This window comes from Longimycelium tulufanense, from assembly GCF_014645795.1.
Lineage (GTDB): Bacteria > Actinomycetota > Actinomycetes > Mycobacteriales > Pseudonocardiaceae > Longimycelium > Longimycelium tulufanense.
Genome location: NZ_BMMK01000003.1, coordinates 146379 through 168614, shown reverse-complemented (window position 1 = coordinate 168614; position 22236 = coordinate 146379). Strand labels below are relative to the sequence as shown.

General features: G+C 70.0%; 17 protein-coding genes, 1 tRNA gene and 1 other RNA gene. 10 read left to right on the top strand and 9 right to left on the bottom strand.

The features are described 5' to 3' along the window. The first annotated feature begins 115 nt into the window (after positions 1 to 115). Positions 116 to 706, top strand: a complete 591-nt coding sequence (locus tag IEY55_RS05455; RefSeq protein WP_189054581.1) for a M48 metallopeptidase family protein — start codon at positions 116 to 118, stop codon at positions 704 to 706. Between the two features lie 268 nt (positions 707 to 974). Here the strand turns inward: IEY55_RS05455 and IEY55_RS05450 are convergent, their stop codons facing one another. After that, positions 975 to 2405 (bottom strand): zinc-dependent metalloprotease, encoded by a 1431-nt coding sequence (locus IEY55_RS05450; RefSeq protein ID WP_189054579.1) that lies wholly within the window; start codon positions 2403 to 2405, stop codon positions 975 to 977. A gap of 83 nt (positions 2406 to 2488) precedes the next feature. On the opposite strand from IEY55_RS05450, the gene IEY55_RS05445 reads away from it, so the two are divergent. Continuing rightward, positions 2489 to 3511: a YlbL family protein gene (locus tag IEY55_RS05445; protein ID WP_189054577.1), complete on the top strand. Its 1023-nt coding sequence runs from the start codon at positions 2489 to 2491 to the stop codon at positions 3509 to 3511. A gap of 232 nt (positions 3512 to 3743) precedes the next feature. On the opposite strand, the gene IEY55_RS05440 is transcribed toward IEY55_RS05445, so the two are convergent. Then, the gene (locus IEY55_RS05440; RefSeq protein WP_189054575.1) at positions 3744 to 4289 is read right to left on the bottom strand and encodes a PPA1309 family protein; all 546 of its coding nucleotides are present in this window, start codon (positions 4287 to 4289) and stop codon (positions 3744 to 3746) included. A gap of 168 nt (positions 4290 to 4457) precedes the next feature. Here IEY55_RS05440 and IEY55_RS05435 point away from each other — a divergent pair, with 168 nt between their 5' ends. Together IEY55_RS05435 and IEY55_RS05430 are read left to right on the top strand one after the other, a co-directional pair. Continuing rightward, complete coding sequence (locus tag IEY55_RS05435) at positions 4458 to 7418, top strand: UPF0182 family protein (protein ID WP_189054845.1); 2961 nt, start codon at positions 4458 to 4460, stop codon at positions 7416 to 7418. Positions 7419 to 7493: 75 nt separating this feature from the next. Continuing rightward, positions 7494 to 7570, top strand: a tRNA-Met gene (locus tag IEY55_RS05430). 150 nt (positions 7571 to 7720) lie between these two features. On the opposite strand, the gene IEY55_RS05425 is transcribed toward IEY55_RS05430, so the two are convergent. From IEY55_RS05425 to IEY55_RS05395, 7 genes are all read right to left on the bottom strand, one after another. After that, a complete protein-coding gene (locus IEY55_RS05425; protein ID WP_189054877.1) occupies positions 7721 to 8011 on the bottom strand; it encodes a hypothetical protein in 291 nt (96 codons plus the stop codon). A 201-nt stretch (positions 8012 to 8212) separates the two neighbouring features. Beyond that, positions 8213 to 9163 (bottom strand): hypothetical protein, encoded by a 951-nt coding sequence (locus IEY55_RS05420; protein WP_189054573.1) that lies wholly within the window; start codon positions 9161 to 9163, stop codon positions 8213 to 8215. A 345-nt stretch (positions 9164 to 9508) separates the two neighbouring features. Further along, complete coding sequence (locus tag IEY55_RS05415) at positions 9509 to 11179, bottom strand: ABC transporter family substrate-binding protein (protein WP_189054571.1); 1671 nt, start codon at positions 11177 to 11179, stop codon at positions 9509 to 9511. 200 nt (positions 11180 to 11379) lie between these two features. Then, positions 11380 to 13074 (bottom strand): ABC transporter family substrate-binding protein, encoded by a 1695-nt coding sequence (locus IEY55_RS05410; RefSeq protein ID WP_189054569.1) that lies wholly within the window; start codon positions 13072 to 13074, stop codon positions 11380 to 11382. 104 nt (positions 13075 to 13178) lie between these two features. Further along, the gene (locus IEY55_RS05405; RefSeq protein ID WP_189054567.1) at positions 13179 to 15290 is read right to left on the bottom strand and encodes an ABC transporter ATP-binding protein; all 2112 of its coding nucleotides are present in this window, start codon (positions 15288 to 15290) and stop codon (positions 13179 to 13181) included. A gap of 61 nt (positions 15291 to 15351) precedes the next feature. Further along, positions 15352 to 16350: an ABC transporter permease gene (locus IEY55_RS05400; RefSeq protein WP_229686077.1), complete on the bottom strand. Its 999-nt coding sequence runs from the start codon at positions 16348 to 16350 to the stop codon at positions 15352 to 15354. Continuing rightward, positions 16347 to 17342 carry an ABC transporter permease gene (locus IEY55_RS05395; RefSeq protein WP_189054565.1) on the bottom strand — a complete coding sequence of 332 codons (996 nt, stop codon included), beginning with the start codon at positions 17340 to 17342 and terminating at the stop codon, positions 16347 to 16349. Before IEY55_RS05395 ends, IEY55_RS05400 begins: the two co-directional genes overlap by 4 nt. 378 nt (positions 17343 to 17720) lie before the next feature. On the opposite strand from IEY55_RS05395, the gene IEY55_RS05390 reads away from it, so the two are divergent. From IEY55_RS05390 to ssrA, 6 genes are all read left to right on the top strand, one after another. Further along, positions 17721 to 18227, top strand: coding sequence for a PadR family transcriptional regulator (locus tag IEY55_RS05390; protein WP_373289967.1), 507 nt, complete (start codon positions 17721 to 17723; stop codon positions 18225 to 18227). A 64-nt stretch (positions 18228 to 18291) separates the two neighbouring features. After that, positions 18292 to 19404: a peptide chain release factor 2 gene (prfB, locus tag IEY55_RS05385; RefSeq protein ID WP_189054561.1), complete on the top strand. Its 1113-nt coding sequence runs from the start codon at positions 18292 to 18294 to the stop codon at positions 19402 to 19404. 160 nt (positions 19405 to 19564) lie between these two features. Continuing rightward, a complete protein-coding gene (gene ftsE / locus IEY55_RS05380; RefSeq protein WP_189054559.1) occupies positions 19565 to 20254 on the top strand; it encodes a cell division ATP-binding protein FtsE in 690 nt (229 codons plus the stop codon). Positions 20255 to 20290: 36 nt separating this feature from the next. Next, positions 20291 to 21193 (top strand): permease-like cell division protein FtsX, encoded by a 903-nt coding sequence (gene ftsX, locus IEY55_RS05375; protein WP_189054557.1) that lies wholly within the window; start codon positions 20291 to 20293, stop codon positions 21191 to 21193. A gap of 38 nt (positions 21194 to 21231) precedes the next feature. Continuing rightward, positions 21232 to 21708 (top strand): SsrA-binding protein SmpB, encoded by a 477-nt coding sequence (gene smpB, locus IEY55_RS05370; RefSeq protein WP_189054555.1) that lies wholly within the window; start codon positions 21232 to 21234, stop codon positions 21706 to 21708. Positions 21709 to 21841: 133 nt separating this feature from the next. After that, positions 21842 to 22211: a transfer-messenger RNA gene (gene ssrA, locus IEY55_RS05365) on the top strand. Positions 22212 to 22236 lie beyond the last annotated feature (25 nt).

The window sequence follows — 22236 nt, the reverse complement described above, 5'->3', positions numbered from 1 at the left end:
GCACCCATGCACAACCCGGCATTAGCGCAGGTAGGCGTGCCAGTGGTCGGTGTTGTTCACCCGGACCGGTGGGGTTTGCGCCCCGCGCGTCCGCCGGGCCGCATACGGTGAGCCCGTGGCCGAACCGCGGGTGGAGGTCCGCCGGAGTCGCCGGCGGCGGCGAACCGTGAGCGCCTATCGGGAGGGCGACACGGTGGTCGTGCTCATTCCGGCCCGGATGACCCGGGCCGAGGAGGAACACTGGGTGGCGGAGATGCTGCGCCGGCTCGACCGCAGCGAAAGCCGGCGCCGCTCCCCGGCGCGCACGTCCGACGCGGCGTTGCTGCTTCGCTGCCGAGAGCTCTCCGGCCGGTACCTGGACGGGCGCGCCGTGCCCCTCGGCGTGCGCTGGGTGCCGCCCATGCGCACCAGATGGGCCTCCTGCACACCAAGCGAGCGCACGATCCGGGTCAGCGACCGGTTACGCGAGGTCCCCGCGTGGGTGCTGGACTACGTGCTCGTGCACGAGCTCACGCACCTGCTCGTGCCCGGCCACGGGCCGGACTTCTGGGAACTGGTCCGGCGCTACCCGCGCGCCGAACGCGCTATCGGCTTCCTGGAGGGCCTGTCCGCCGCGGCGGGCTGGAACATCGGCGCGGACCCCGAGGATGCCGACGGAGTGCGCGACGAGGTCGCGGAGAACGGCGAGGCAGCCTGCGACGACTGACGACCGACCGGCTGCGGCATTCCCGGCTACTCAGCGATCAACGGAGTCCCGCGGGTTGCGACAAATGATCGTGCAGTGAGCAATCGTGGCTCGGGCTCGGGCCAGTGGTATTGCGGTCCAAGACCAAAGTTGTGGCCGAGAAACAAGGGACGCAGCCGAATCGGGTCGCCGCGGTGATGGACGAGGGGCACATCAGCCAGCTACCGGAGAGGCAGCAGACAAGCCACGGAGGAAGGCCGGCGCGGGCCGGCGCCCGCCCAGGGACGCATCAGCGCCCGCTCTCGCCGGGCTGCCCGCCCTCGTCGCCTTCCTCGCGCTCGGCCTCGCCCGTCGGCTTCTCCTCCTTGGCGCGCCGCTCGGCCTCGCGGGTCCGCTCCAGCGCGGCCAACGGGTCCTCGAGTTCACCGGCGCCACCCAACCGCTCGACGAAGGCGAACGGGTCGTCCAGGTCCTCGGCCGTGGGCACCAGGTCCGGGTGCGCCCAGACCCCGTCCCGTGTCTCGAGTCCGTGCCGGTCGCCGACCAGGCGCCACAGCGCGGCCGCCGCGCGCAGCTTGCGCGGACGCAGCTCCAGACCCACCAGGGTGGCGAAGGTCTGCTCGGCCGGGCCGCCGCTGGCCCGCCGCCGGCGCAACGTCTCCCGCAACGCCTCGGCGCCCGGCAGCCGCTCGCCCACCGCGTCGCCGACCACGACGTCCACCCAGCCCTCGACCAGGGCCAGCAACGTCTCCAGCCGGGTCAGCGCCGCCTTCTGCTCCGGGGTGGTCTGCGGCTCCAACAGGTTGGAGCGCATGGCCTCCTCGATACTGGCCGGGTTGGTCGGGTCCACCTGGCCGGCCAGCTCCTCCAGCGCGGCGGTGTCCACCTTGATCCCGCGCGCGTACTCCTCCACCGTCGCCAGCAACCGCTGCCGCAGCCACGGCACGTGCGCGAACAACCGGTGGTGCGCCGCCTCCCGGGCGGCCAGGAAGACCATCACCTCGCTGGCCGGACGCTCCAGGCCGGCGGTGAACCGCTCGACGTTGGTCGGCAGCAGGGCTGCCGTGGCCTCCGGACCCAACGGAAGCCCCACGTCGGTCGAGGTCAACACCTCCGACGCCAGCTCACCGAGCGCGTTGCCCAACTGTGACCCGAAGGCCAGGCCACCCATCTGGCCCAGCATCGACAGCAGCGGGCCCGCGGCCTGCTTCGCCTCCTCCGGCAACGCCTCGACCCACGCGCCGGACACCCGCTGCGCCACCGGGTCGCACAGCCGGCGCCACGTCGGGACGGTGTACTCCACCCACGCCTCGGCCGACCACGCCTGCGCCGTGCGTGCCCCCGCCGGCAGCGTGGTGACCGCATCCAGCCACAGTTCGGCCAGGTGCACCGCGTCCGCGACCGCACCGGCCTGCTCGTTGGTCGGGGTGCCCGCGCCGCCGGCCGCCAGGCGCTGCGCCGCCAGCTGCTTCGCCAGGTCGTAGTTGACCGGTCCGCTCGAGGTCGTGGCGTGGCTGAGGATCTGGCCGAGCTGGGTCAGCATCTGGCCCAGCGCGCCGAAGTCGAACGCGCCTCCGCCGGGCATGCCCGGGAAACCGGGCGGCGGCCCACCCCCGGGGCCCTGCGGAGAGGACCCGCCGGGCTGCTCACCCCCCGGCCGCTTCGAGCCCCGGTCCTCGGGGTCCTCGGGCGGCTGGAACCCGAACGGCACATCACTCATGAGTCCACCGTACGCGGGGCCTGGAGCAGGCGTACCGGCTGGTTCACGGTGACCAGAAGCAGCGGCCCGTAGTCTGTGAGCTCGTGAGCCGTCGTACCTGGACGCTGGTGGTCAGCTTCGCGCTCGTCGCGGCGCTCGGCCTGCTCGGCGCGTTCGTCACGGTGCCCTATGTCGCGCTGGGCCCCGGTCCCACATACGACACCCTCGGCAAATTCAACGACAGCGAGGTCGTGCAGATCAAGGGCCAACCGGAGCAGCCGGTCGGTGGCCACCTGACGATGACCACGGTGTCGGTCAGCGACGAGATCACCCTGTTCGGCGCGTTCGGGCTGTGGGCCAGCGGCCGGTACGCGCTCGCCCCCCGCGACGAGTTCTTCCCCCCGGACAAGTCGCAGAAGGAAGTCGAGCAGGAGAACACCAAGGCGTTCCGGGACTCCCAGACCAGCGCCGAGGTCGCCGCGCTGCGCTACCTCGACTACCCGACGAAGGTGTTGGTCGGGGAGGTCGCCAAGGGCGGCGCCGTGGACGGCACGATCGAGCCCGGTGACCGGCTGCTGGAGGTCAACGGCCGTGCCGTCAGCCGCGCCGAGCAGGTGCGGGAGGCACTGACCGACACCAAGCCCGGGCAACAGGTGCCGGTGGTGTTCCGGCGCGACGGGGAGCGGCGCACCGCCCAGGTCACCCTGGGCCGCGCCGAGGACCGTACCCAGGGCCTGCTCGGGGTGATCCCGATCGACCGGCCGGACGTGCCGTTCCAGATCGACATCGGTCTCGACGAGGTCGGCGGCCCGTCGGCCGGGCTGGTGTTCGCCCTCGCCATCGTGGACAAGCTCACCCCGGGCGAGCTGACCGGCGGGCGCTCGGTGGCCGGCACCGGCGAGATCGACACCCAGGGCAAGGTCAACCCGATCGGCGGCATCCCGTTCAAGATGGTCGCCGCCCGCGAGGCCGGCGCCGAGCTCTTCCTGGTGCCCGCCGACAACTGCGCCGAGGCCGCCAGCCACACCCCCGACGGCCTGCGCCTGGTCAAGGTGAGCACGCTGCGGGACGCGGTCAAGGCCCTGGAGGACCTGCAGGCCGGCCGATCGGTCCCCAGCTGCTCCTGACGACGACACGGACCTGATCCCCAAAGCCGGCTTGGCACGAGCGGGACCTGTTGGCGTACTCGTGGTGGAAGTGGTTTCGGTGCAGGCTGAGCCCAGGTGCCCGTGGCATCTCCGCCCCGCGGCCACGATCGGCACCTGGCCGACGGCATCCGAGACGAACGGGCGGGGGCCGCCCACCAAAGGGCGACCCCCGCGGTCTTCCAGGGACTTCGCGCTCGAGCTGATCCGCGCGTCAGGACTTCGTGCTCAGCGTGTTCTGCAACACCTCGGTCAGGTTCGGGGCCAGACCGGTGTGCTCGATCACCTGGTCGGGCTCCTCGCCGCTGCCGCGGACCCGCAGCACGCACGCCTCCGTGCCATCCCGCAGCACCGCGGCGACCAGCCGGGCCTCCTTCCGCTCCGGGTGCTCGGCGGCGACCTTCTGCAGCTGGTCCGGGTCGGTACCGACCTCGGCCAGCTGCTCCTGCGCCTCCGGCGGAAGAACCAGGATCTCCTGGGCCAACGCGCACCCCGCGACGGTATTCGGCCAGGCGATGGCGGCCAGCGACCTGGCCAGGTCGCCGGCGGGCAGCGGGTCCTGCGCCACCGGGGTCAGCGCGGCGTTCGGGTCGACCTGATCGGCCAGGCCCGGCTCGCGGGACAGCAGCTCCTTGGTCGGCACCAGCGCGAACAGCTGCGGCGGCTGCTCCCACCCGGAGGTGGAGACGTAGTCCTCCACCTCCCGGGCGGCGCCGGGAAGGGCAGTGGTTAGCTCTTCAGGGATTGCGGAGGGGGACATGGCCGACATATTGGCACCGGACCCCCGCCGACGGGGGCATCCGGGAACCCGAGATACCTCTCTAGAGTTGGACATTGCGGACGGGTGTCCACCAGGCGTGGCATGCGGTTGGCCAGGCAGCCGTCCGGCCGTACCGTCGAAGTGACCGTAGGAGCGTGCCCCGTGGCCATGCGGCCCCCGGTCGGACTGCCGAAGCTGTCCAAGCGCAGTCGGATCCTGCTCATTCTCGCGGCCGTGCTGCTGCTCGTGCTGGTCAGCGGCTCGCGCCTGCTCAACACCTACATCGACTGGCTGTGGTTCGGCGAGGTCGGCTACCGGTCGGTGTTCGGCACCCTGCTGCTCACCCGGATCGCCCTGTTCGTCTCCGCCGGCGTGGTGGTCGGCGGCCTGGTGGCGCTCAACCTGGCGATCGCCTACCGGACCCGGCCGATCTTCGTTCCCGTCACCGGACCGGATGATCCGGTCTCCCGCTATCGCTCGTTCGTGGTCACCCGGCTGAAGCTTTTCGGGATCGGCGTGCCGGTGCTGATCGGGTTGATCGCGGCCGTCGCCGCCCAGGGCGACTGGCGGCTCGTGCAGCTGTTCCTCAACGGCACCAGCTTCGGCGTCACCGACCCCGAGTTCGGCAAGGACATCGGCTTCTACGCCTTCCAGCTGCCGTTCTACCGGTGGCTGCTGTCCTGGGCCTTCGTCGCGGTCGCGGTGTCCTTCTTCGCCGCCCTGGTCGCGCACTACCTCTTCGGCGGCATCCGCCTGGGCGGCCGCGGCACCCGTGGCCAGCTCGCGGTCCCCGCCCGCGTCCAGCTCGCGGTGCTGGCCGGCATCTTCGTGCTGCTCAAGGCCGCCGCCTATTTCTTCGACCGCTACGCGTTGCTGTACTCGGGCCGCAACGACCGCTTCACCGGCGCCAGCTACACCGACCTGCACGCGGTCCTGCCCGCGAAGCTGATCCTGTTGATCATCGCGATCTTCTGCGCGGTCGCGTTCTTCGCCGGCGCATTCCTGCGCAACCTGCAGCTGCCGGCGATCTCGGCAGTGCTGTTGCTGCTGTCCAGCCTGCTGGTCGGCGCAGCCTTCCCGGCGATCCTGGAGCAGTTCTCGGTCAAGCCGAACGCCAACGAGAAGGAGGCGGCGTCGATCGAACGCAACATCGCCGCCACCCGGCAGGCGTTCAACATCACCTCGGAGAACGTGACCTACGAGCGCTACGAGGGGAAGTCGGACGCCTCGCCGAGCGAGATCCGCGACGAGAAGGTCACCATCCCGAACGTCCGGCTGCTCGACCCCGGCGTGCTGTCCCGCACGTTCACCCAGCTCCAGCAGCGCCGTAACTTCTACGGCTTCCCGGAGAAGCTGGACATCGACCGCTACACGGTCAACGGCAAGACGCAGGACTACATCGTCGCCGCGCGAGAGATCAACACCAACGGGCTGGCCCCGAACCAGCGCGACTGGATCAACCGGCACCTGGTGTACACGCATGGCAACGGCTTCGTCGCGGCTCCGGCGAACACGGTCAACTCGGCGCTGAAGGACGCCGGCGGCGAGGGCGGCTACCCCGTCTTCACCGTCAGCGAGCTGTCGGGTAACAAGGAACACCCGATCAACCAGGGCGACATCAAGGTCGACCAGCCACGCGTCTACTACGGCGAGCTGGTCACCGACTACGCGATCGTCGGCGGCCGGGACGGCCAGGCGCCGCGCGAGTACGACACCGACGCCACCCGCTACACCTACACCGGCAAGGGCGGGGTGCCGGTCGGCGACTGGTTCAACCGGCTGATCTTCGCCGCGCACTACGGCGAGCGGAACCTGCTGTTCTCCGACGCGATCGGGGAGAACTCGAAGATCATCTTCAAGCGTGACCCGCGGGACCGGGTCAGCGCGGTCGCTCCGTGGCTGACGGTGGACGGCGACCCCTACCCGGCCGTGGTCGACGGGCGGATGGTGTGGATCGTCGACGGCTACACCACCCTGGACAACTACCCGTACGCGCAGCGCACCGCGCTCGGGGAGGCCACGACGGACACCCTCACCGGGGTGCGGAAGCAGCCGAACAAGACGATCAGCTACATCCGCAACTCGGTCAAGGCCGTGGTGGACGCCTACGACGGCACGGTGAACCTGTACGCGGTCGACGAGAAGGACCCGGTCCTCAAGGCGTGGAGGGGCGTCTTCCCCGGGGTGGTCAAGCCCTCCAGCGAGATCTCGGACTCGCTGCGCGCGCACTTCCGCTACCCGGAGGACCTGTTCAAGGTCCAGCGTGACCTGCTGGCCCGGTACCACGTGTCCGACCCGCGCGAGTTCTACTCGACGGTGTCCTTCTGGGACGTCCCCTCGGACCCGACGACCGACGCGCAGGGCCAGCAGGCCCAGCCGCCGTACTACGTGCTGGCCGGTAACCCCACCAAGAGCAACCAGCTGGAGTTCCAGCTGACGAGCGCCCTGGTGAGCCTGCGCCGGGAGTTCATGTCGGCCTACGTCTCGGCCAGCTCCGATCCGGAAAACTACGGGAAACTCCGGGTTTTGCAGCTGCCGTCGGACACCCAGACCAAGGGCCCGCAACAGGTACAGACCCAGTTCGTGTCCTCTTCGGAGGTGTCCCGCGAGCTCAACCTGTGGCAGCAGCGGCAAACCAAGGTGGTGTACGGCAACCTGCTGACCCTGCCGGTCGCCGGCGGCCTGCTCTACGTGGAGCCGGTCTACATCGAACGCAGCCAGCAGAACTCGTCGTTCCCGCAGGTGGCCCGGGTGTTGGTGAGCTTCGGTGGGAAGGTCGGCTACGCCGAGACCCTGGCCAAGGCGTTGGACCAGGTGTTCGGCAAGGGTGCCGGGTCCAACGTGACCGAGCCGGACCAGGGACAGCAGCCCCCGTCGGAGACCACACCACCGCCGGGCGATGCCACGCCGCCTCCCGGTGACGGGCAGCCGAACCCGGAGCTGAGCAAGGCGGTGCAGGACATCGCCAACGCGCTGGAGAAGATCCGCAAGGCACAGCAGTCCGGCGACTTCGCCCAGCTCGGCCAGGCATACAAGGAGCTCGACGAGGCCACGAAGCGGTTCGAGCAGGCCAAGGGCTCCTCGGGCGGCGGACAGCCGGGCCAGCAGAACCCGCCGCCGGGCGGATGAGCCGGAGGTCACATCACCCCGCGGCCACCTGATTTGCACGCCCGCGTCACCAGCACGTAAAGTAAGTGACGTCGACGCGGGGTGGAGCAGCTCGGTAGCTCGCTGGGCTCATAACCCAGAGGTCGCAGGTTCGAATCCTGCCCCCGCTACCACGGAGGTGCTGCCCCTCATTCCGATGAGGGGCAGCACCTTTTTCTCTGCTTTTCCACGATTTGCATGCCGGTTCGGCTCGTCGTTCTCCTCCCGGTGGCCGGTGCGCCCGATTGCCCTTACCCGGGCGCAAACCACCGGCGTCGGTCCGCTCAGGCGTCCAGCTTCTCCGTCCAGACCAGGGCGCATTCCGGTGAGCACACCCGGCCGTCCCCGGCCACGTTGCGATGCCGCTTCAACGGCTTTTCGCACACCATGCACTTGTCCACGGTTCGCAGGTCGTCCTCGGGCATTCCGGCCACCCATGCCCGGGTACGCACGACCCACTTGTTCTGCAACTTGTCGTGCACTTTGTCGTGAACCTTGTCCGACAGCTTGTCCTGCAGCCACCTGACCTGCACCGTCAGCACCTCCCCGACCGGGTCACTTGCGTGCTGAACCACCGACCACCTCCGAGGTTGACGGCCCGGCCCGGGCCCGGCCACCCGAAGCGGGCGACTTCACCGGGCCGGCCAACCGAGAACACCCAGTAGCGGTAATCTTACGTACCGTAATTGACACGCTCGGTGGCGGCGGCTATGGCCGAGGCCCCCGCCCGGCCCCGTCGGAACGGCCGATACGTCGCGGCCGGCCTGACCCGGTGGTCAGGAGGGGTCAGATCCGCGGAAGGCAGCCCACCAGAGCCCCAGCGCCGCGGCCACCGCGGTCGCCGCCACCCACACCGGGAAGCCCCCACCATCGAGATAGGCCCACAGCAGCCCGACCACGGGCGCCGGCACCACCAGCACGGCGTCCATGCGCAGCTGCCGAAGCGGGCGGCCCGTGACGGCCGCCCGGACCGCTGCCGTCTCATCCGGGCGCGTGGGAAAGTCGATCACTCGGCCCCCGGGCTCGTGCGTCGCCACCCGGCCCGACGGCGGCAGCCACGCCGCTCCCACGCGTGCCGCCACGGTCCTGTCCCGCAGTGGATCGCCGTGTAGCAACACCTCGGTGGGGGAGGGGATGACAACGAGCACGGGATCGAACGCGACCGGAATCCAGCGCCGGGGCTCGTCTTCCGTCTCCAGCCACGTGCGTGCCAAGAGCCCGCGATGCACCCGTACCCGCCGGACCCGCGCCGTGCGCGCCGGCCGGCGCGCGACCCGTGCCCACGAGGCCAACCGGGTCAGGGTCAACGCCGCCACCCCCACCAACACCAGCCCGCCGAACGCGATCCCGCTCGATGCGCGGTCGGCACGAACCAGCAGGGCGGCACCGGGAACGACCGCACGGGCAGGGTCCTGCGGGTCATAGGCCACCGGCACCCGGCCGACCACCGAGCCCGGATCCGTGACCGCCACCCGAGCCGTTCGCTGGCTCCCATCCGGCATCGGCCACGACACGTCAACCGCATCGTCGGCCACCCGGGTGGCCTCCCCCCAAGCCCGCGCCGACAGCGGACGTGTCTCGGCGAGTGACGTCGTCAGGGCGATCACGGACACGCCGATCACCAGCACGCACACCACGGCCACCAACCCGGTCACGGCAACGAGATGTCGGACCGGGCGGGCCCACGACCGAGGATGCCCGGTGGGGACGATCCGTGGCGCGCTCACCCGGCCATCCTCCCGCCCCCTCGCGGCCGTCCCGTGCCGAGCCTGTTTCGCAGGACGTCGACGAGCCCGTCCCGGAGGGCATGAGGAGTGACATCGCCGATGTCACGGCTCCTTGCTCCGTGATCCCGCGAGCGCGGCTGGCCGATGCTGAGCGAACCAAGCCAGTTATCCACCACCCCAAGATCAGTCCACAGCCCGCGATCACGACCTTGACCTGTGGCTTCCCGCTGATAGGCTGGCCGTGGGCTGCGCAAACCCGGGAGGGTGGGGGCGTCCCCAGCGTAGGAACACGCAACCGGCGGCCCTCCCCGCACGCGATCGACTGACCGGCGCGACCGATCGCGCCTAGCCTTGGACGTAACCGATCCTGGTGTAGAGCGGCGGGTTCATGAAGCCACGAGCACCCAGGTTGGACAGGCCCCGCCGCACCGCCACCACGTCCGGTCGCTGGTAGGTGACCAGGGAGTGCCCGGACCTCCAGATCTCCTCGTCGATCCGGTTCGCCAGCTCCGCGGCCCGCTGCTCGTCCAGCTCTCGGCTCGCCGCGTCGAACAGCTGGTTGATGGTCTCGTTCCCGATCCGGCCGTAGTTCTGCCGCACCTGGTCCTGCACCCTGTAGATGGACGCCTTCGAGCTGATCGGGAAGGACGTGCCGACCCAGCCGAAATGGGTGATGTCGAAGTCGCCCACGTTCACGTACTTGTCGAAGAAGTCGTCACCCGGCACCCGGACGATGTCGACCCGCACCCCGATCCGGCCGAGCTGTTGCTGCACCAGCTTGGCCTCCTGCTCGCTGCTGGGCTTCCGGGCCGGCACAACGTCCCGGATCCGCAACTCCCGGCCGTCCTTGCGCCGAACGTCCCCGTCCCTCCGCCACCCCAGCTCGTCCAGCTTCTGCATGGCCGCCTCCGGGTCGAAGGCCACGATCTGCGAGTTGTCCCGGTAGTACCGCATCTCCCGGCCATAGATGTGGTTGCCCAGCGGCCGGGCACCCGGGTCGATCCGGCCGACCAGCGCGCTGGTGATCGCCCGGCGGTCGATCGCCCGCTGCAGCGCCAGCCGCAACTCCTGGTCCGCCAACACCGAACCGCGGCCACCGTTGAAGGTGATCTGCCGGATGTGCGGGGCCGACGCCCGGCGGATCTCGACCCGCGGCAGACCCGATGCCCGCTGGAAGGCGTTCACGTCGTCGCCGATGTCGGCGAAGTCCAACTCCCCGTTGGCCAACGCGTCCACCTGCGCGTCCGGCGGCACGGTGCGGAAGAAGATCCGCTCCAGCCGGGGCCGCTCACCCCACCAGTTCGGGTCCCGCGCCAGCGCGACCGTCTTCGCCGTCCGGTCGATCCGCTCCACCCGGAACGGGCCGGCCGTGACCGGAACCTGGTTCTTCCAGCCGACGTTGAACAGGTTCGGATCCGAGGTCATGCGCTGCGGGTAGAGGACGTCGAAGACCGCCTTCCAGTCGGCGAACCGCTCGGTGAAGGTCATCCGCACCTCGAAGTCGTCGACACCGCGCGCAATGTCGCCGATCCGCTCGTAGCCGTTGGCCGCGACGATCCGGAACGCCGCGTCGGTGCCCCGCATCGCCAGCCACTGCGACCGGAAGTCCCGCCACGTCACCGGAGTGCCGTCGGACCAGCGAGCACGCGGGTTGAGCCGGTAGGTGACCACCTGCGGGTCCCGACCGGTGAGCTCGAGCGACTCCACGTAGTCCGGGTTCGGCTGCACCGAACCGTCCGCGGCGAACCGCACCGGCGTCGGCAGGATCGCCGCCACGATCTCGTAGACACCGCGCTCGTTACCGTCGACGTGCAGGTAGTTGAAGTTGTCGGGAAACGAGGACACCGGCCACCGCAGCTCGCCGCCGTCCACCAGATGTTCGGGCTGGCGCGGGGCGATGTCGTTGTGGCCGATCTCCGGACCCACGCCGGTCCCGTTGCCTCCCACGCCGCCGCAGGCGGACAGGAACAGGGTGACGGCGGTAAGCGCCAACAGGCGGATACATCCTCGGCTCACACCTGGTTCCTCCGCTCGTCCTCCACCCTCTCGGCTCCCGTGTTGCCACTCACCCTAGGCGAGCGGATGAAGGAGTCTCGTCCGGCTTCCACCGCAGAGAAGATGAAGCGGGTACGTCATCATGACGCAATGTGCGCGAACGGACACGGGGCCCGGAGAGGACGCGCCTCCCGGGCCCCGTTCCACGCGACCGCTGAGCCTCAGCCGGTGAAGCCGATCCGCGCATAGTCGAGGTCCGCGACGCCCCGCGCACCGAAGTTCGCCAATGACCTGCGGGCAGCAACACCGCCGGGTGCCTGATACGCCGGCAGGCTGTGCCCGGACTTCCAGACCTCCTCGTCGATCCGGTTCACCAGCTCCGCCCGCCGGGCGTCGTCGAGCTCGGCGCTGGCCTCGTCGAACATCGCGTTGATGGTGTCGTTGCCGACCTGCCCGTAGTTCTGCTGCCGCTGGTCGGGCGACAGGTAGAAGATCGGATGGTTGCTGTCGACGGGGAACGCGGTGGCCTCCCAACCGATCCCGATGAGGTCGAAGTTCCCGGGCTCGAGGTAGTTCTTGATGAACTCCTGGCTCGGCACCGGCTGAATCTCCAGCTTCACCCCGACCTGGCGCAACTGCTCCTGTGTCATCTTGGCCATCTGCTGGGAGGTGGGATTGGTGGCCGGGATGACGAAGCGGACCACGAGCTCCTTACCGTCCTTGGTGCGCACGTCACCGTCCTGCCGCCACCCCAGCTCGTCCAGTTCCGTCTTGGCCTGGCCCGGATCGAACGGCACCAGCCCGGAATGGTCCCGATACTCCTTCTGCCCCTGGACGTACATGTGGTTCCCCAACGGCTTGGCGCCCGGCAGGATCTGCCCCACCAGCGCGTTGGTCATCGCCTCCCGGTTGATGGCCTTCTGCACCGCCAGCCGGGTGCGCTGGTCGGCCAACACCGACGAGGGCGCGCCATTGAACAGGACCGTGTTGTACTTCGGTTCCAACGCCTGCCGGACCTGCACCTCCGGCATCTCCTTGGCCCGTTGGTACAGGTCCACGTTGGAGCCGATCTCGTAGAAGTCGATCTCGTTGTTCTGCAACGCCTCCGGCCAGGAGCCGCGCTCCAGGGCACGGAAGATGATGCGGTCCAGCCGCGGCTTCGCACCCCACCACCGCTCGTTGCGCACCAGAGTGATCGTCTTGGCGGTGCGGTCCACCGACTCCATCCTGAACGGGCCCGCCGTCACCAGCGGGCGGTCGACCCACCCCTTGTTGAACACCTGCGGATCCGAGTTCGTGGACTTCGGGTAGAGGTCGGTGAACAATGCCCGCCACTCGCCGTAGTGCTTGCGGAACGTCACGCGCGCCTCGCGGTCGTCCGTGCCCCGCTCGACCGACGCCACGTCCCGGTAGCCGCCCGTGCTGCCCGCCTGGTAGTCCCTGTTCGCCCCGTTGAGCGCCTCAACCTGCGCTTTCAGGTCCTCCCACGTGATCGGCGTGCCGTCGTCCCAGGTGGCCTTCGAACTGATCCGGTAGGTGACGACCTGCGGATCGAGCGAGGTCAACTCGATGGAGTCGAAGTAGTCCTTGTCGACCTCCAGGGTGTTGTCGGCGTTCGCGCGGAACGCGTGCGGCATCAGCCCGTCCATGACGCGCTTGGCGTAGCCGGTGGTGCCACTCACGTGGTTCCGGTTGAAGTTGGTGGGTAACTGGTCCAACGGCCATCTCAGGTCGCCACCATCACGCAATGTGGACGGGTCCTGCGGGTTGATGTCATTGACCCCCACGGCCTGGTGCTCCGCGCCCTTGAGCACATCGTCGTCGCCACCACCGCAGGCGGTCGACACAAGAGCCGCGACGGTGAGCGGTGCGACCACCGTGGTGATCCTGGCGAGCCTCCCTCTCGCACGAGTCACGTCCGTGGAACCTCCCTCTCTTGACCCCTCGCCCGCGCGCCCTGCTGCCCGCGGACGTCGCCGGTGCGTCCCACCGAGCCGCCCCGGTCGGACGCACGGCACGTTCACAACACCTTCCGCGGCCGCGCGAAGTGGCAGGCCACCTCGTGGTCCGCGCCGTCGCCGCGCGGCTTGCGCGGCGGATCCACCGTGGCGCACACCGCCCTGTCCTCCGCCGACAACGCGGCATGCAGGAAGCAGCGGGTACGGAACCGGCATCCCGAAGGGGGATCGGCCGGGCTCGGCAGGTCACCGGTGAGGACGATCCGCTCCCGCGCGCGCTCGGTCACCGGATCCGGCACGGGCACAGCCGACAACAACGCCTGGGTGTAGGGGTGCAGGGCAGCGCCGAACACCGTCTCCGCCTCGCCGACCTCCACGATCCGCCCCAGGTACATCACCGCCACCCGGTCCGCGACGTGCCGCACCACCGACAGGTCGTGCGCGACGAACAGGTAGGACAGCCCGAGCCGGTCCTTGAGCTCGTCCAACAGGTTGATGACCCCGGCCTGGATCGAGACGTCCAACGCGGACACCGGCTCGTCGAGCACCACCAGCTTCGGCTCCAGAGCCAGCGCCCGTGCGATACAGACCCGTTGCCGTTGCCCTCCGGAAAGCTCCACCGGGTAGCGGTCGGCATGTTCGAAACCCAGCCCGACCAGCCGTAGCAACTCCGGCACCCGCCGCCGGATCCGCTCGCGCGGGTAGCCGTGCACCTCCATGGGTTCGGCCACAGCGGCCCCAACCGGCATCCGCGGATCCAGCGAGGCCATCGGATCCTGGAACACCACCTGCAGGTCCCGACGAACCGCCCTGCGGGCCCGCCGGTCCAGCTCCACCACGTCCCGGCCGAGAATCCGCACGGTCCCGGCCGCGGGCGCCCGCAGGCCGAGGATCTCCATCAGGGTGCTGGTCTTGCCACAACCAGACTCACCGACCAGCCCGAACGCCTCACCCTGCCGGATGTCGAAGGTGACCCCGTCCACCGCGCGGATCAGCCCTGCCCGGCGCCGCAGCAAGCCCTTGCTGACGGGGTAGTGCTTGACCAGGTCCCGCACCTGAAGAACCACCCGCGACGCCCGTTGCACCGGTCCCGGCTCACGCGCCGGTCGCACCGGCTCGACGTGGTAGATCTCGGCCGGCACCGCCTCGCTGCGGGCGATCTCGTCACTGCGGATACACGCCGCCCGATGCCCGGTGCCACCGTCGACGGGAGCCAGCGCGGGCTCGCCGAGGGTGCACTGAGGAACGGACACCGGGCAGCGCGGGGCGAACGAACACCCCGGTGGCAGCTGCACCAGGGACGGCGGCTGCCCGTCGATCGGCACCAGCGGCCGCTTCTCGGCCTCGTCCACCCGGGGGAGCGCACCCAGCAGGCCGAGGGTGTAAGGCATCCGCGGGCGCGCGAAGATCTGGTCCACCGTGCCCGTCTCGACCGCACGGCCGGCATACATCACCAGGACCCGGTCGGCGACACCCGCCACCACCCCGAGGTCGTGCGTGATCAGCACGATGCCGGCACCGGTGACCTCGCGGGCCGTGCGCAGCACGTCCAGGACCTGGGCCTGCACGGTGACGTCCAGCGCGGTGGTCGGCTCGTCGGCAATGATCAGGTCCGGGTCGTGGGCGATCGCCATCGCGATCACCACCCGCTGCCGCATCCCGCCGGAGAACTCGTGCGGGAACGCGCCCGCCCGCTCGGCCGCGTTGGGGATGCCCACCAGATCGAGCAGCTCCACCGCACGCCGCGCCGCTTCCCTCCGGGACACGCCGGCATGCGTGCGCACCGCCTCGGCGACCTGGTCACCCACCGAGTAGACCGGGGTGAGCGCGGAAAGCGGGTCCTGGAAGACCATCGCGATGCGCCGGCCACGGATGCGGGATAGCTCCCCGTCGGACAGGCCCAGCAGCTCGCGGCCCCGGAACCGGATCGATCCGGACACCCGTGCGCCCGCGCCCAACAGGCCCATCACCGCCAGCGAGGACACCGACTTCCCCGAGCCCGACTCGCCGACGATCCCCAGCACCTCGCCGGGGTCCACCCGGTATCCCAGCCCCCGCACCGCCCGCACGCGGCCGGCCTCGCTGGGGAAGGAGACCTCCAGATCGGACACCTCCAGCACGGGCTCGCCCGGGGCGGCCTTCGGCGGGTCGAGGGGAGAGTGCGCAGACGTCATGCCGCCAGCACCACCGGGCCGAGCGCCCGCGAGACTGGGCTAACACAACCGTGGAACCGCATCAGGCAGCCCCCGCCCGACGGAGAAACCGCCTGGCACGGCGAGCACCACGAACCCGTGCGGTGCCACGGGCCGCACTCGGGTCGATGGCCGCCCGCAGGCCGTCCCCGACGAGGTTCACGCACAACACCGCCAACGTCAGGAACCCACCCGCGAACAGGAACAGCCACGGGAAGGTCAGTGCCGACCGGCTGCCGCTGGCGATCAGCGTTCCCAACGAGACGTCCGGCGGCTGCACCCCGAACCCGAAGTAACTCAACCCGGTCTCGGCCAGGACCGCGGTGCCGACGTTGAGCGTTGCGTCGATGATCAGCAGCGAGGCCATGTTGGGCAGGATGTGCCTGGCGATGATGTGCCAGGAGGGCTGGCCCATGAACCGTGCCGCCCTGACGAACTCCCGTTCCCGCAGCGTCAACGTCATGCCCCGCACGATCCGGGCGGTCAGCATCCACCCGAACGCCGCCAGCAACAGGGCGAACAACACCCAGGAGTGGCCCCGGAAGGCGGGACTGGCGATCGCGACCACCAGGAATGACGGCAGTACCAGCAACAGGTCCACCAGCCACATGAGAACCCGGTCCACCCAGCCGCCGAAGTAGCCGGCGACCGCCCCGACCACCGCCGCCACGAGCGTCGACAACAGACCGACCAGCAGTCCGATCGTGAGCGACTTCTGCAGTCCGCGCATCGTCTGCGCGAAGACATCCTCCCCGATCTGCGTGGTACCGAACCAGTGGCTGGTGCTCGGGGGCCGCAGGAACGCCGAGTAGTCCTGCTGGGTGTGGTCCCAGGGCGCGAGCAGCGGGCCCACGAAGGCCAGCACGTACAACGCGGCGATCGTGACCAGACCGAACACGGCGGACCGGCTCCGTAAGAACCGGCGTAACACCAGCCGGCCCCGGGTGCTCGCCCGCAGCCCGTCCGGCGCGGCGTCCACCGGCCCGCCACCACCGGCACCCGTCGTGCCCGCGCGCTTGGCCTCCCGTACCCCCAGCGTCACCGGTGACCCCCCAGGCTCCCGATCCGCACCCGCGGGTCGAGCACGGCGTAGAGGACGTCCGCCAGCCACCCGGACACCAACACCATCACGGCCACGAACAACGTGACCGTGGCCACGATGTTGGTGTCCTGCTGCTCGATCCCGTACACCAACCAGTCGCCCATCCCGTACCAGCCGAAGATGCGTTCGGTGAACACGCTGCCCGTCACCAGCAGACCGAACCCGAAGGCGAACAGGGTGGCCATCGGGACCAGCGCGGTCCGCAGCCCGTGCCGCAACAGCGCCTGCCGCCGGGTGAGCCCCTTGGCCCGCGCGGTGCGGAGGAACTCGCTGCCCAGCACGTCGAGCATCGCACTGCGCTGGTACCGGCTGTAATAGGCGATCTGGTGCAGTGCGATGGTCAATGTGGGCAGAACGAGATGTTGCAGCCGGTCCACCAGCGCGCTGCCCCAGCCCCCGCGCAGCCCGGGGTCGTACTCACCGGTGAAGTACACCAGCGTCGTGCCGGCCGCGAGGTTGAGCTGCAGCCCACCGAACTTCAACAACGTTCCGACCAGGAACGTCGGCATGGACAACAGTACGAACGCGAACAACGTGCCCAGGTAGTCGGCCGGCCGGTGCTGCCGCACCGCCCCCACCATTCCGACCAGCACTCCCGCGGCGACGCCGACCACGGTGCCCAACAGGAACAGTCGCAGGCTCACCCCGATCCGACGGCCCAGCTCGTCGGAGATCGTCTGGCCGGTCACCGTCCGGCCGAAGTCACCCCGCACCACCCCGCCGAACCAGCTGGCGAACCGCTGCGGGACCGGCTCGTCCAGCCGCAGCTCCTGGCGCATCGACTCCACCACCGCGGCCGGGGGCGGCGGGTTACGCTCGGCCAGCCGGGCCAGCGGGTCGAAGGTCAGCGAGGCCAGCGCGTAGGCGAGGAAGGTGGCGACCAGGCACAGCAGCACGTAGTTGGCCAGCCGCCGGATCAGGAAACCGCCCACAGGGTCCAAACCTCCGCTGACGGGTCCGGTCGGGGGTCGGGCCCGCCACGTGCCCCCGGGCGCGAACCCGCCAGCACCGTCATCACGCCCTGAAGCTAAGGCGACACGGCAGGTCGACCGCTAGGGCCGAACGGCGGGACGCCGGCGACGCACGGCGTGACGTTCACGAACCCATCGGCGCCCATTGTTCCCGCCACGGGCGGGCGGCGCCCGTCTTTCGGGTGGTGTGTCCGGACACGTCGGCGCCCTTGCCGCCGGATGGCGGCGGCGCGAACGACGGCCCACTGTCCGCCGGTTGGCGCAACCTCGTCAAGCCACTGTGGACGGAACGGCCGACCACTGTGGACAGCGGGGGAAAGGCGTGGCACCGTGGGAAAGGTGACCGATCAAAACGCGCTCAACGCCACTGCCGCGGCCCTGCTGGGCCTGCTGCACGACGGTCCGATGACGGGTGGCCAGCTGGTGGCCGCGGCCACCGAGCGCTTCGGCGGCTTCTTCAGTGTCACGCGCAGCCAGGTGTACCGCGAGCTGCCGGCGCTGGCCGACGCGGGGCTGCTCCGGCTGGGCAAGCAGGGCCCCCGCTCCAGCCAGCAGTACGTGCTGACCGCGGCCGGCAAGAAGGCATTCAAGTCCTGGCTGGCCAGCGAGCCCGGGCAGGACCAGCTGCGCAGCCCGCTCATCCTGCGCCTGGTGCACGCCGGGATGCTGACCCCCAAGCAGCGCTCCGCCCTGGTGGAGTCCGCCCGCGCCACCTACACGGCCGAGCTCGACGAGGCCAAGCAGGCGGCCAAGTCGGTCGACGACCCCTACGCCAAGGCGGCCGCCGACTTCACCGTGGCACACGTGCGGGCCGTGCTGAAGCTGCTGGACGCGATCGGCCGGTGAGCCGGCGCGGGCAGGGCGGTCCCGGGCCTGTCGGCGCCGGCCGGCTCACGTACCCTTGGCGGATGTGAACCCCGACGTCGCTGCCGACATCAAGGACCTCACCGCCACGCTCGCCAGCGTCGAGGCGGTGATGGACCTCGAGCGGCTGCGGCGCGACATCGGGGCGCTGGAGACCGAGGCCGCCCGGCCCGACCTGTGGGACGACCAGGAGCACGCCCAGCGGGTCACCAGCCAGCTCTCGCACAAGCAGGGCGAGCTGCGCCGCGTCAGCGAGCTGCGCGGCCGGCTGGACGACCTGGGCGTGCTGTACGAGCTGGCCGAGGCCGAAGGCGACCCGGACAGCGCGGCCGAGGCCGACGCCGAGCGCGCCAAGCTGCGCGAGGAGATCTCCGCCCTGGAGGTCCGCACCCTGCTCTCCGGCGAGTACGACGAGCGCGAGGCACTGGTCACGGTGCGGGCCGAGGCCGGCGGGGTGGACGCCGCCGACTTCGCCGAGATGCTGACCCGCATGTACCTGCGCTGGGCCGAGCGGCACGGCTACCCGGTGCAGGTCTACGACACCTCCTACGCCGAAGAGGCCGGCATCAAGTCGGCGACCTTCCAGATCAGGGCGCCCTACGCCTACGGCACGCTGTCGGTGGAGCAGGGCACGCACCGCCTGGTGCGCATCTCCCCGTTCGACAACCAGGGCCGCCGCCAGACCTCCTTCGCCGGGGTCGAGGTGGTCCCGGTCGTCGACCAGTCCGACCACGTCGAGATCGACGAGAAGGACCTGCGCGTCGACGTCTACCGCTCCTCCGGCCCGGGCGGGCAGGGCGTCAACACCACCGACTCGGCGGTGCGCATCACCCACATCCCGACCGGCATCGTCGTCTCCTGCCAGAACGAGCGATCGCAGCTGCAGAACAAGGCCACCGCCATGGCGGTCCTGCAGGCCAAGCTGCTGGAGCGGCAGCGGCAGGCCGAACAGGCCAAGATCGACGCGCTCAAGGGCGACGGCGGCTCGAGCTGGGGCAACCAGATGCGCTCCTACGTGCTGCATCCCTACCAGATGGTCAAGGACCTGCGTACCGAGCACGAGGTGGGTAACCCGGCCGCGGTGCTCGACGGCGACATCGACGGGTTCCTGGAGGCCGGCATTCGCTGGCGGCGCCGCCACGCCACCCAGGACGCCTGAGACGACCCGACCGGGTAGCCGCGACGGTCGCGATAGGTGAACAGCCGGTGGCGCACCGTATGCCACGAAGTGGTCACGGCGTGATCAATCACCTCATGTCCTCTTGACTCGCGTGGGCTAGCCGGGTCAACCGAACGGCCGCAGGCTAGACTCGCCCCTCGTGATCCGGCTCGAACACGTCACCAAGGTCTACAAGACCTCGACCAGGCCCGCGCTGCAGGATGTCTCGGTCCAGGTCGACAAGGGCGAGTTCGTGTTCTTGATCGGTCCGTCCGGGTCCGGCAAGTCCACGTTCCTGCGCCTGCTGCTGCGCGAGGACGTCCCCAGCAAGGGCCTGGTGGAGGTCGCCGACTGGGACGTGGCCAAGCTGCCCCGCCGCCGGGTGCCCAAGCTCCGCCAGCGCATCGGGTGCGTGTTCCAGGACTTCCGGCTCCTGCAGAACAAGACGGTGGCCGAGAACGTCGCCTTCGCGCTGGAGGTCATCGGCAAGCCCCGGCACACGATCAAGAAGGTCGTGCCCGAGGTGCTGGAGCTGGTCGGCCTGGAGGGCAAGGCCGACCGGATGCCGACCGAGCTGTCCGGCGGCGAGCAGCAGCGGGTCGCCATCGCCCGCGCCTTCGTCAACCGGCCACTGGTGCTGCTGGCCGACGAGCCCACCGGCAACCTCGACCCGGACACCAGCCAGGACATCATGTTGCTGCTGGAACGGATCAACCGCACCGGGACCACCGTCCTGATGGCCACCCACGACCACTCGATCGTCGACTCCATGCGGCGCCGGGTGGTGGAGCTGCAGCTCGGCCGGGTGGTCCGCGACGACCGCCGCGGCGTCTACGGCGTCGGCCGCTGATAACCCCACCCGCCCCGATCACGAGGAACGACCCCGATGCGCGCCAGCTTCGTCTTCAGCGAGGTCATCACCGGCCTGCGCCGGAACGTCACGATGACCATCGCGATGATCCTGACGACCTCGATCTCCCTCCTCCTGCTCGGTGGCGGCCTGCTCGTGGTCCGGATGATCGACAAGATGCAGGACCGCTACCACGACAAGGTGGAGGTGGCGGTCTACCTGACCAAGGACGTCAGCGCCAACGACCGGGACTGCGGCAAGGACCCGTGCGCCGCGCTGCGCAGCAGCCTGGAGACCAACGGCCAGGTCGACTCGGTCGTGTACGAGAACCAGGAGAAGAGCTTCGAGCGCTTCAAGCGCTCGTTCGAGGGCAACCCGGAGCTGGTCCAGCTCACCCGGCCGGAGGCGCTGCCGGCCACGCTGTGGGTGAAGCTGAAGAACCCGGAGCGGTTCGACGCCTTCCAGAAGGAGCTCGCCGGCAAGCCGGGGGTGGATCGGGTCGCCGACCAGGGGGCGTTCCTGGACCGGCTGTTCAGCCTGCTCAACGGGCTGCGCAACGGCGTGTTCGCGATCGCCCTGCTGCAGGCGCTGGCCGCGCTGTTGCTGATCTCGAACACCATCCAACTCTCGGCGTTCACCAGGCGCACCGAGGTTGGCATCATGCGGCTCGTGGGCGCCACCCGGTGGTACACCCAGCTCCCGTTCCTGCTCGAGGCGGTGGTGGCCGGCCTTGTCGGCGCGGTGCTCGCCGTCGGGATGCTGTTCGGGTTCAAGTCGCTGTTCATCGACACCGTGTTCGCCGCGCCGATCCGCGCCGGGGTCTTCCCCAAGCTGGGGCTGGCCGACGTGGCGTACGTGTCGCCGATCCTGGTTCTGGTGGCCACGGTCATCTCGGCCGTCACCGGGTACGTCACCCTACGGCTCTACGTCCGGCTGTGATGTGAAAACCGCTGGTCACACGCCGTAAGGTTGATGTCATGCCCAGGGAGACAGGCCAGAAGCTGATCGCGTCCAACCGCAAGGCGCGGCACGACTACTCGGTGCTGGACACCTACGAGGCCGGCATCGTGCTCACCGGCACCGAGGTGAAGAGCCTGCGCGCCGGGCGGGCCTCCCTGGTGGACGCCTTCGCCACGGTCGACGACGGCGAGGTGTGGCTGCGCAACGTCCACATCCCCGAGTACACGCAGGGCACGTGGACCAACCACGCGCCGCGCCGGACCCGCAAGCTCCTGCTGCACCGCAAGGAGATCGTGCGGCTGATCGGTAAGACGCGCGAGGGCGGGCTGTCGCTGGTGCCGCTGTCGATGTACTTCAAGAACGGCAAGGTCAAGGTCGAGTTGGCGCTGGCGCGGGGCAAGAAGGCCTACGACAAGCGGCGCGACCTGGCCAAGCGGGACGCCGAGCGCTACATCGCCAGGACCGCGGGCCGGGCGGCGAAGGGCCGCTGGTAGGCATGGGGGCGCTGCGGCGGCTGTGGCGGGTGTTGCTGGTGGGTGTGTGTCCCGGGCCGGTGCACGGGGCCATCCCGGAATAGGGAATGATCGAGTGGGGCCGGGACGTTATCCTGGTGGTTACCACGAACAAGGGGGTGAACGGTTTCGACTCCGGACGTTGAGTCAGGGGAAGCGTGCAGGTGCAGGCAGGAGACCACCTCAAGCGTCGCTGCAAACCAATAAGCGCCAACAAGAGTCGCGCTGACTTCGCCCTGGCCGCCTGAGCTAGGTAGCGAAGTTGTCGGCCCGGGGGTGCCTCCGCCCCGGTCGCTGGCATCATTGAGGAGGCTCACCGTCAGGCCCGGTCGCGGGGCCTGAGCGGGACACCCACAGCGACTGGGCCCGTCACACCGGCTCGTCCGCGTGACCGGTGGGGCCGAGCAGAGGCACAGCGGACTGCGCACGGAGAAGTCCTGGCAAGGCGACGGAGGACGCGGGTTCGATTCCCGCCACCTCCACGGGCGACTGGGCGGGGGGGGGGGGGGG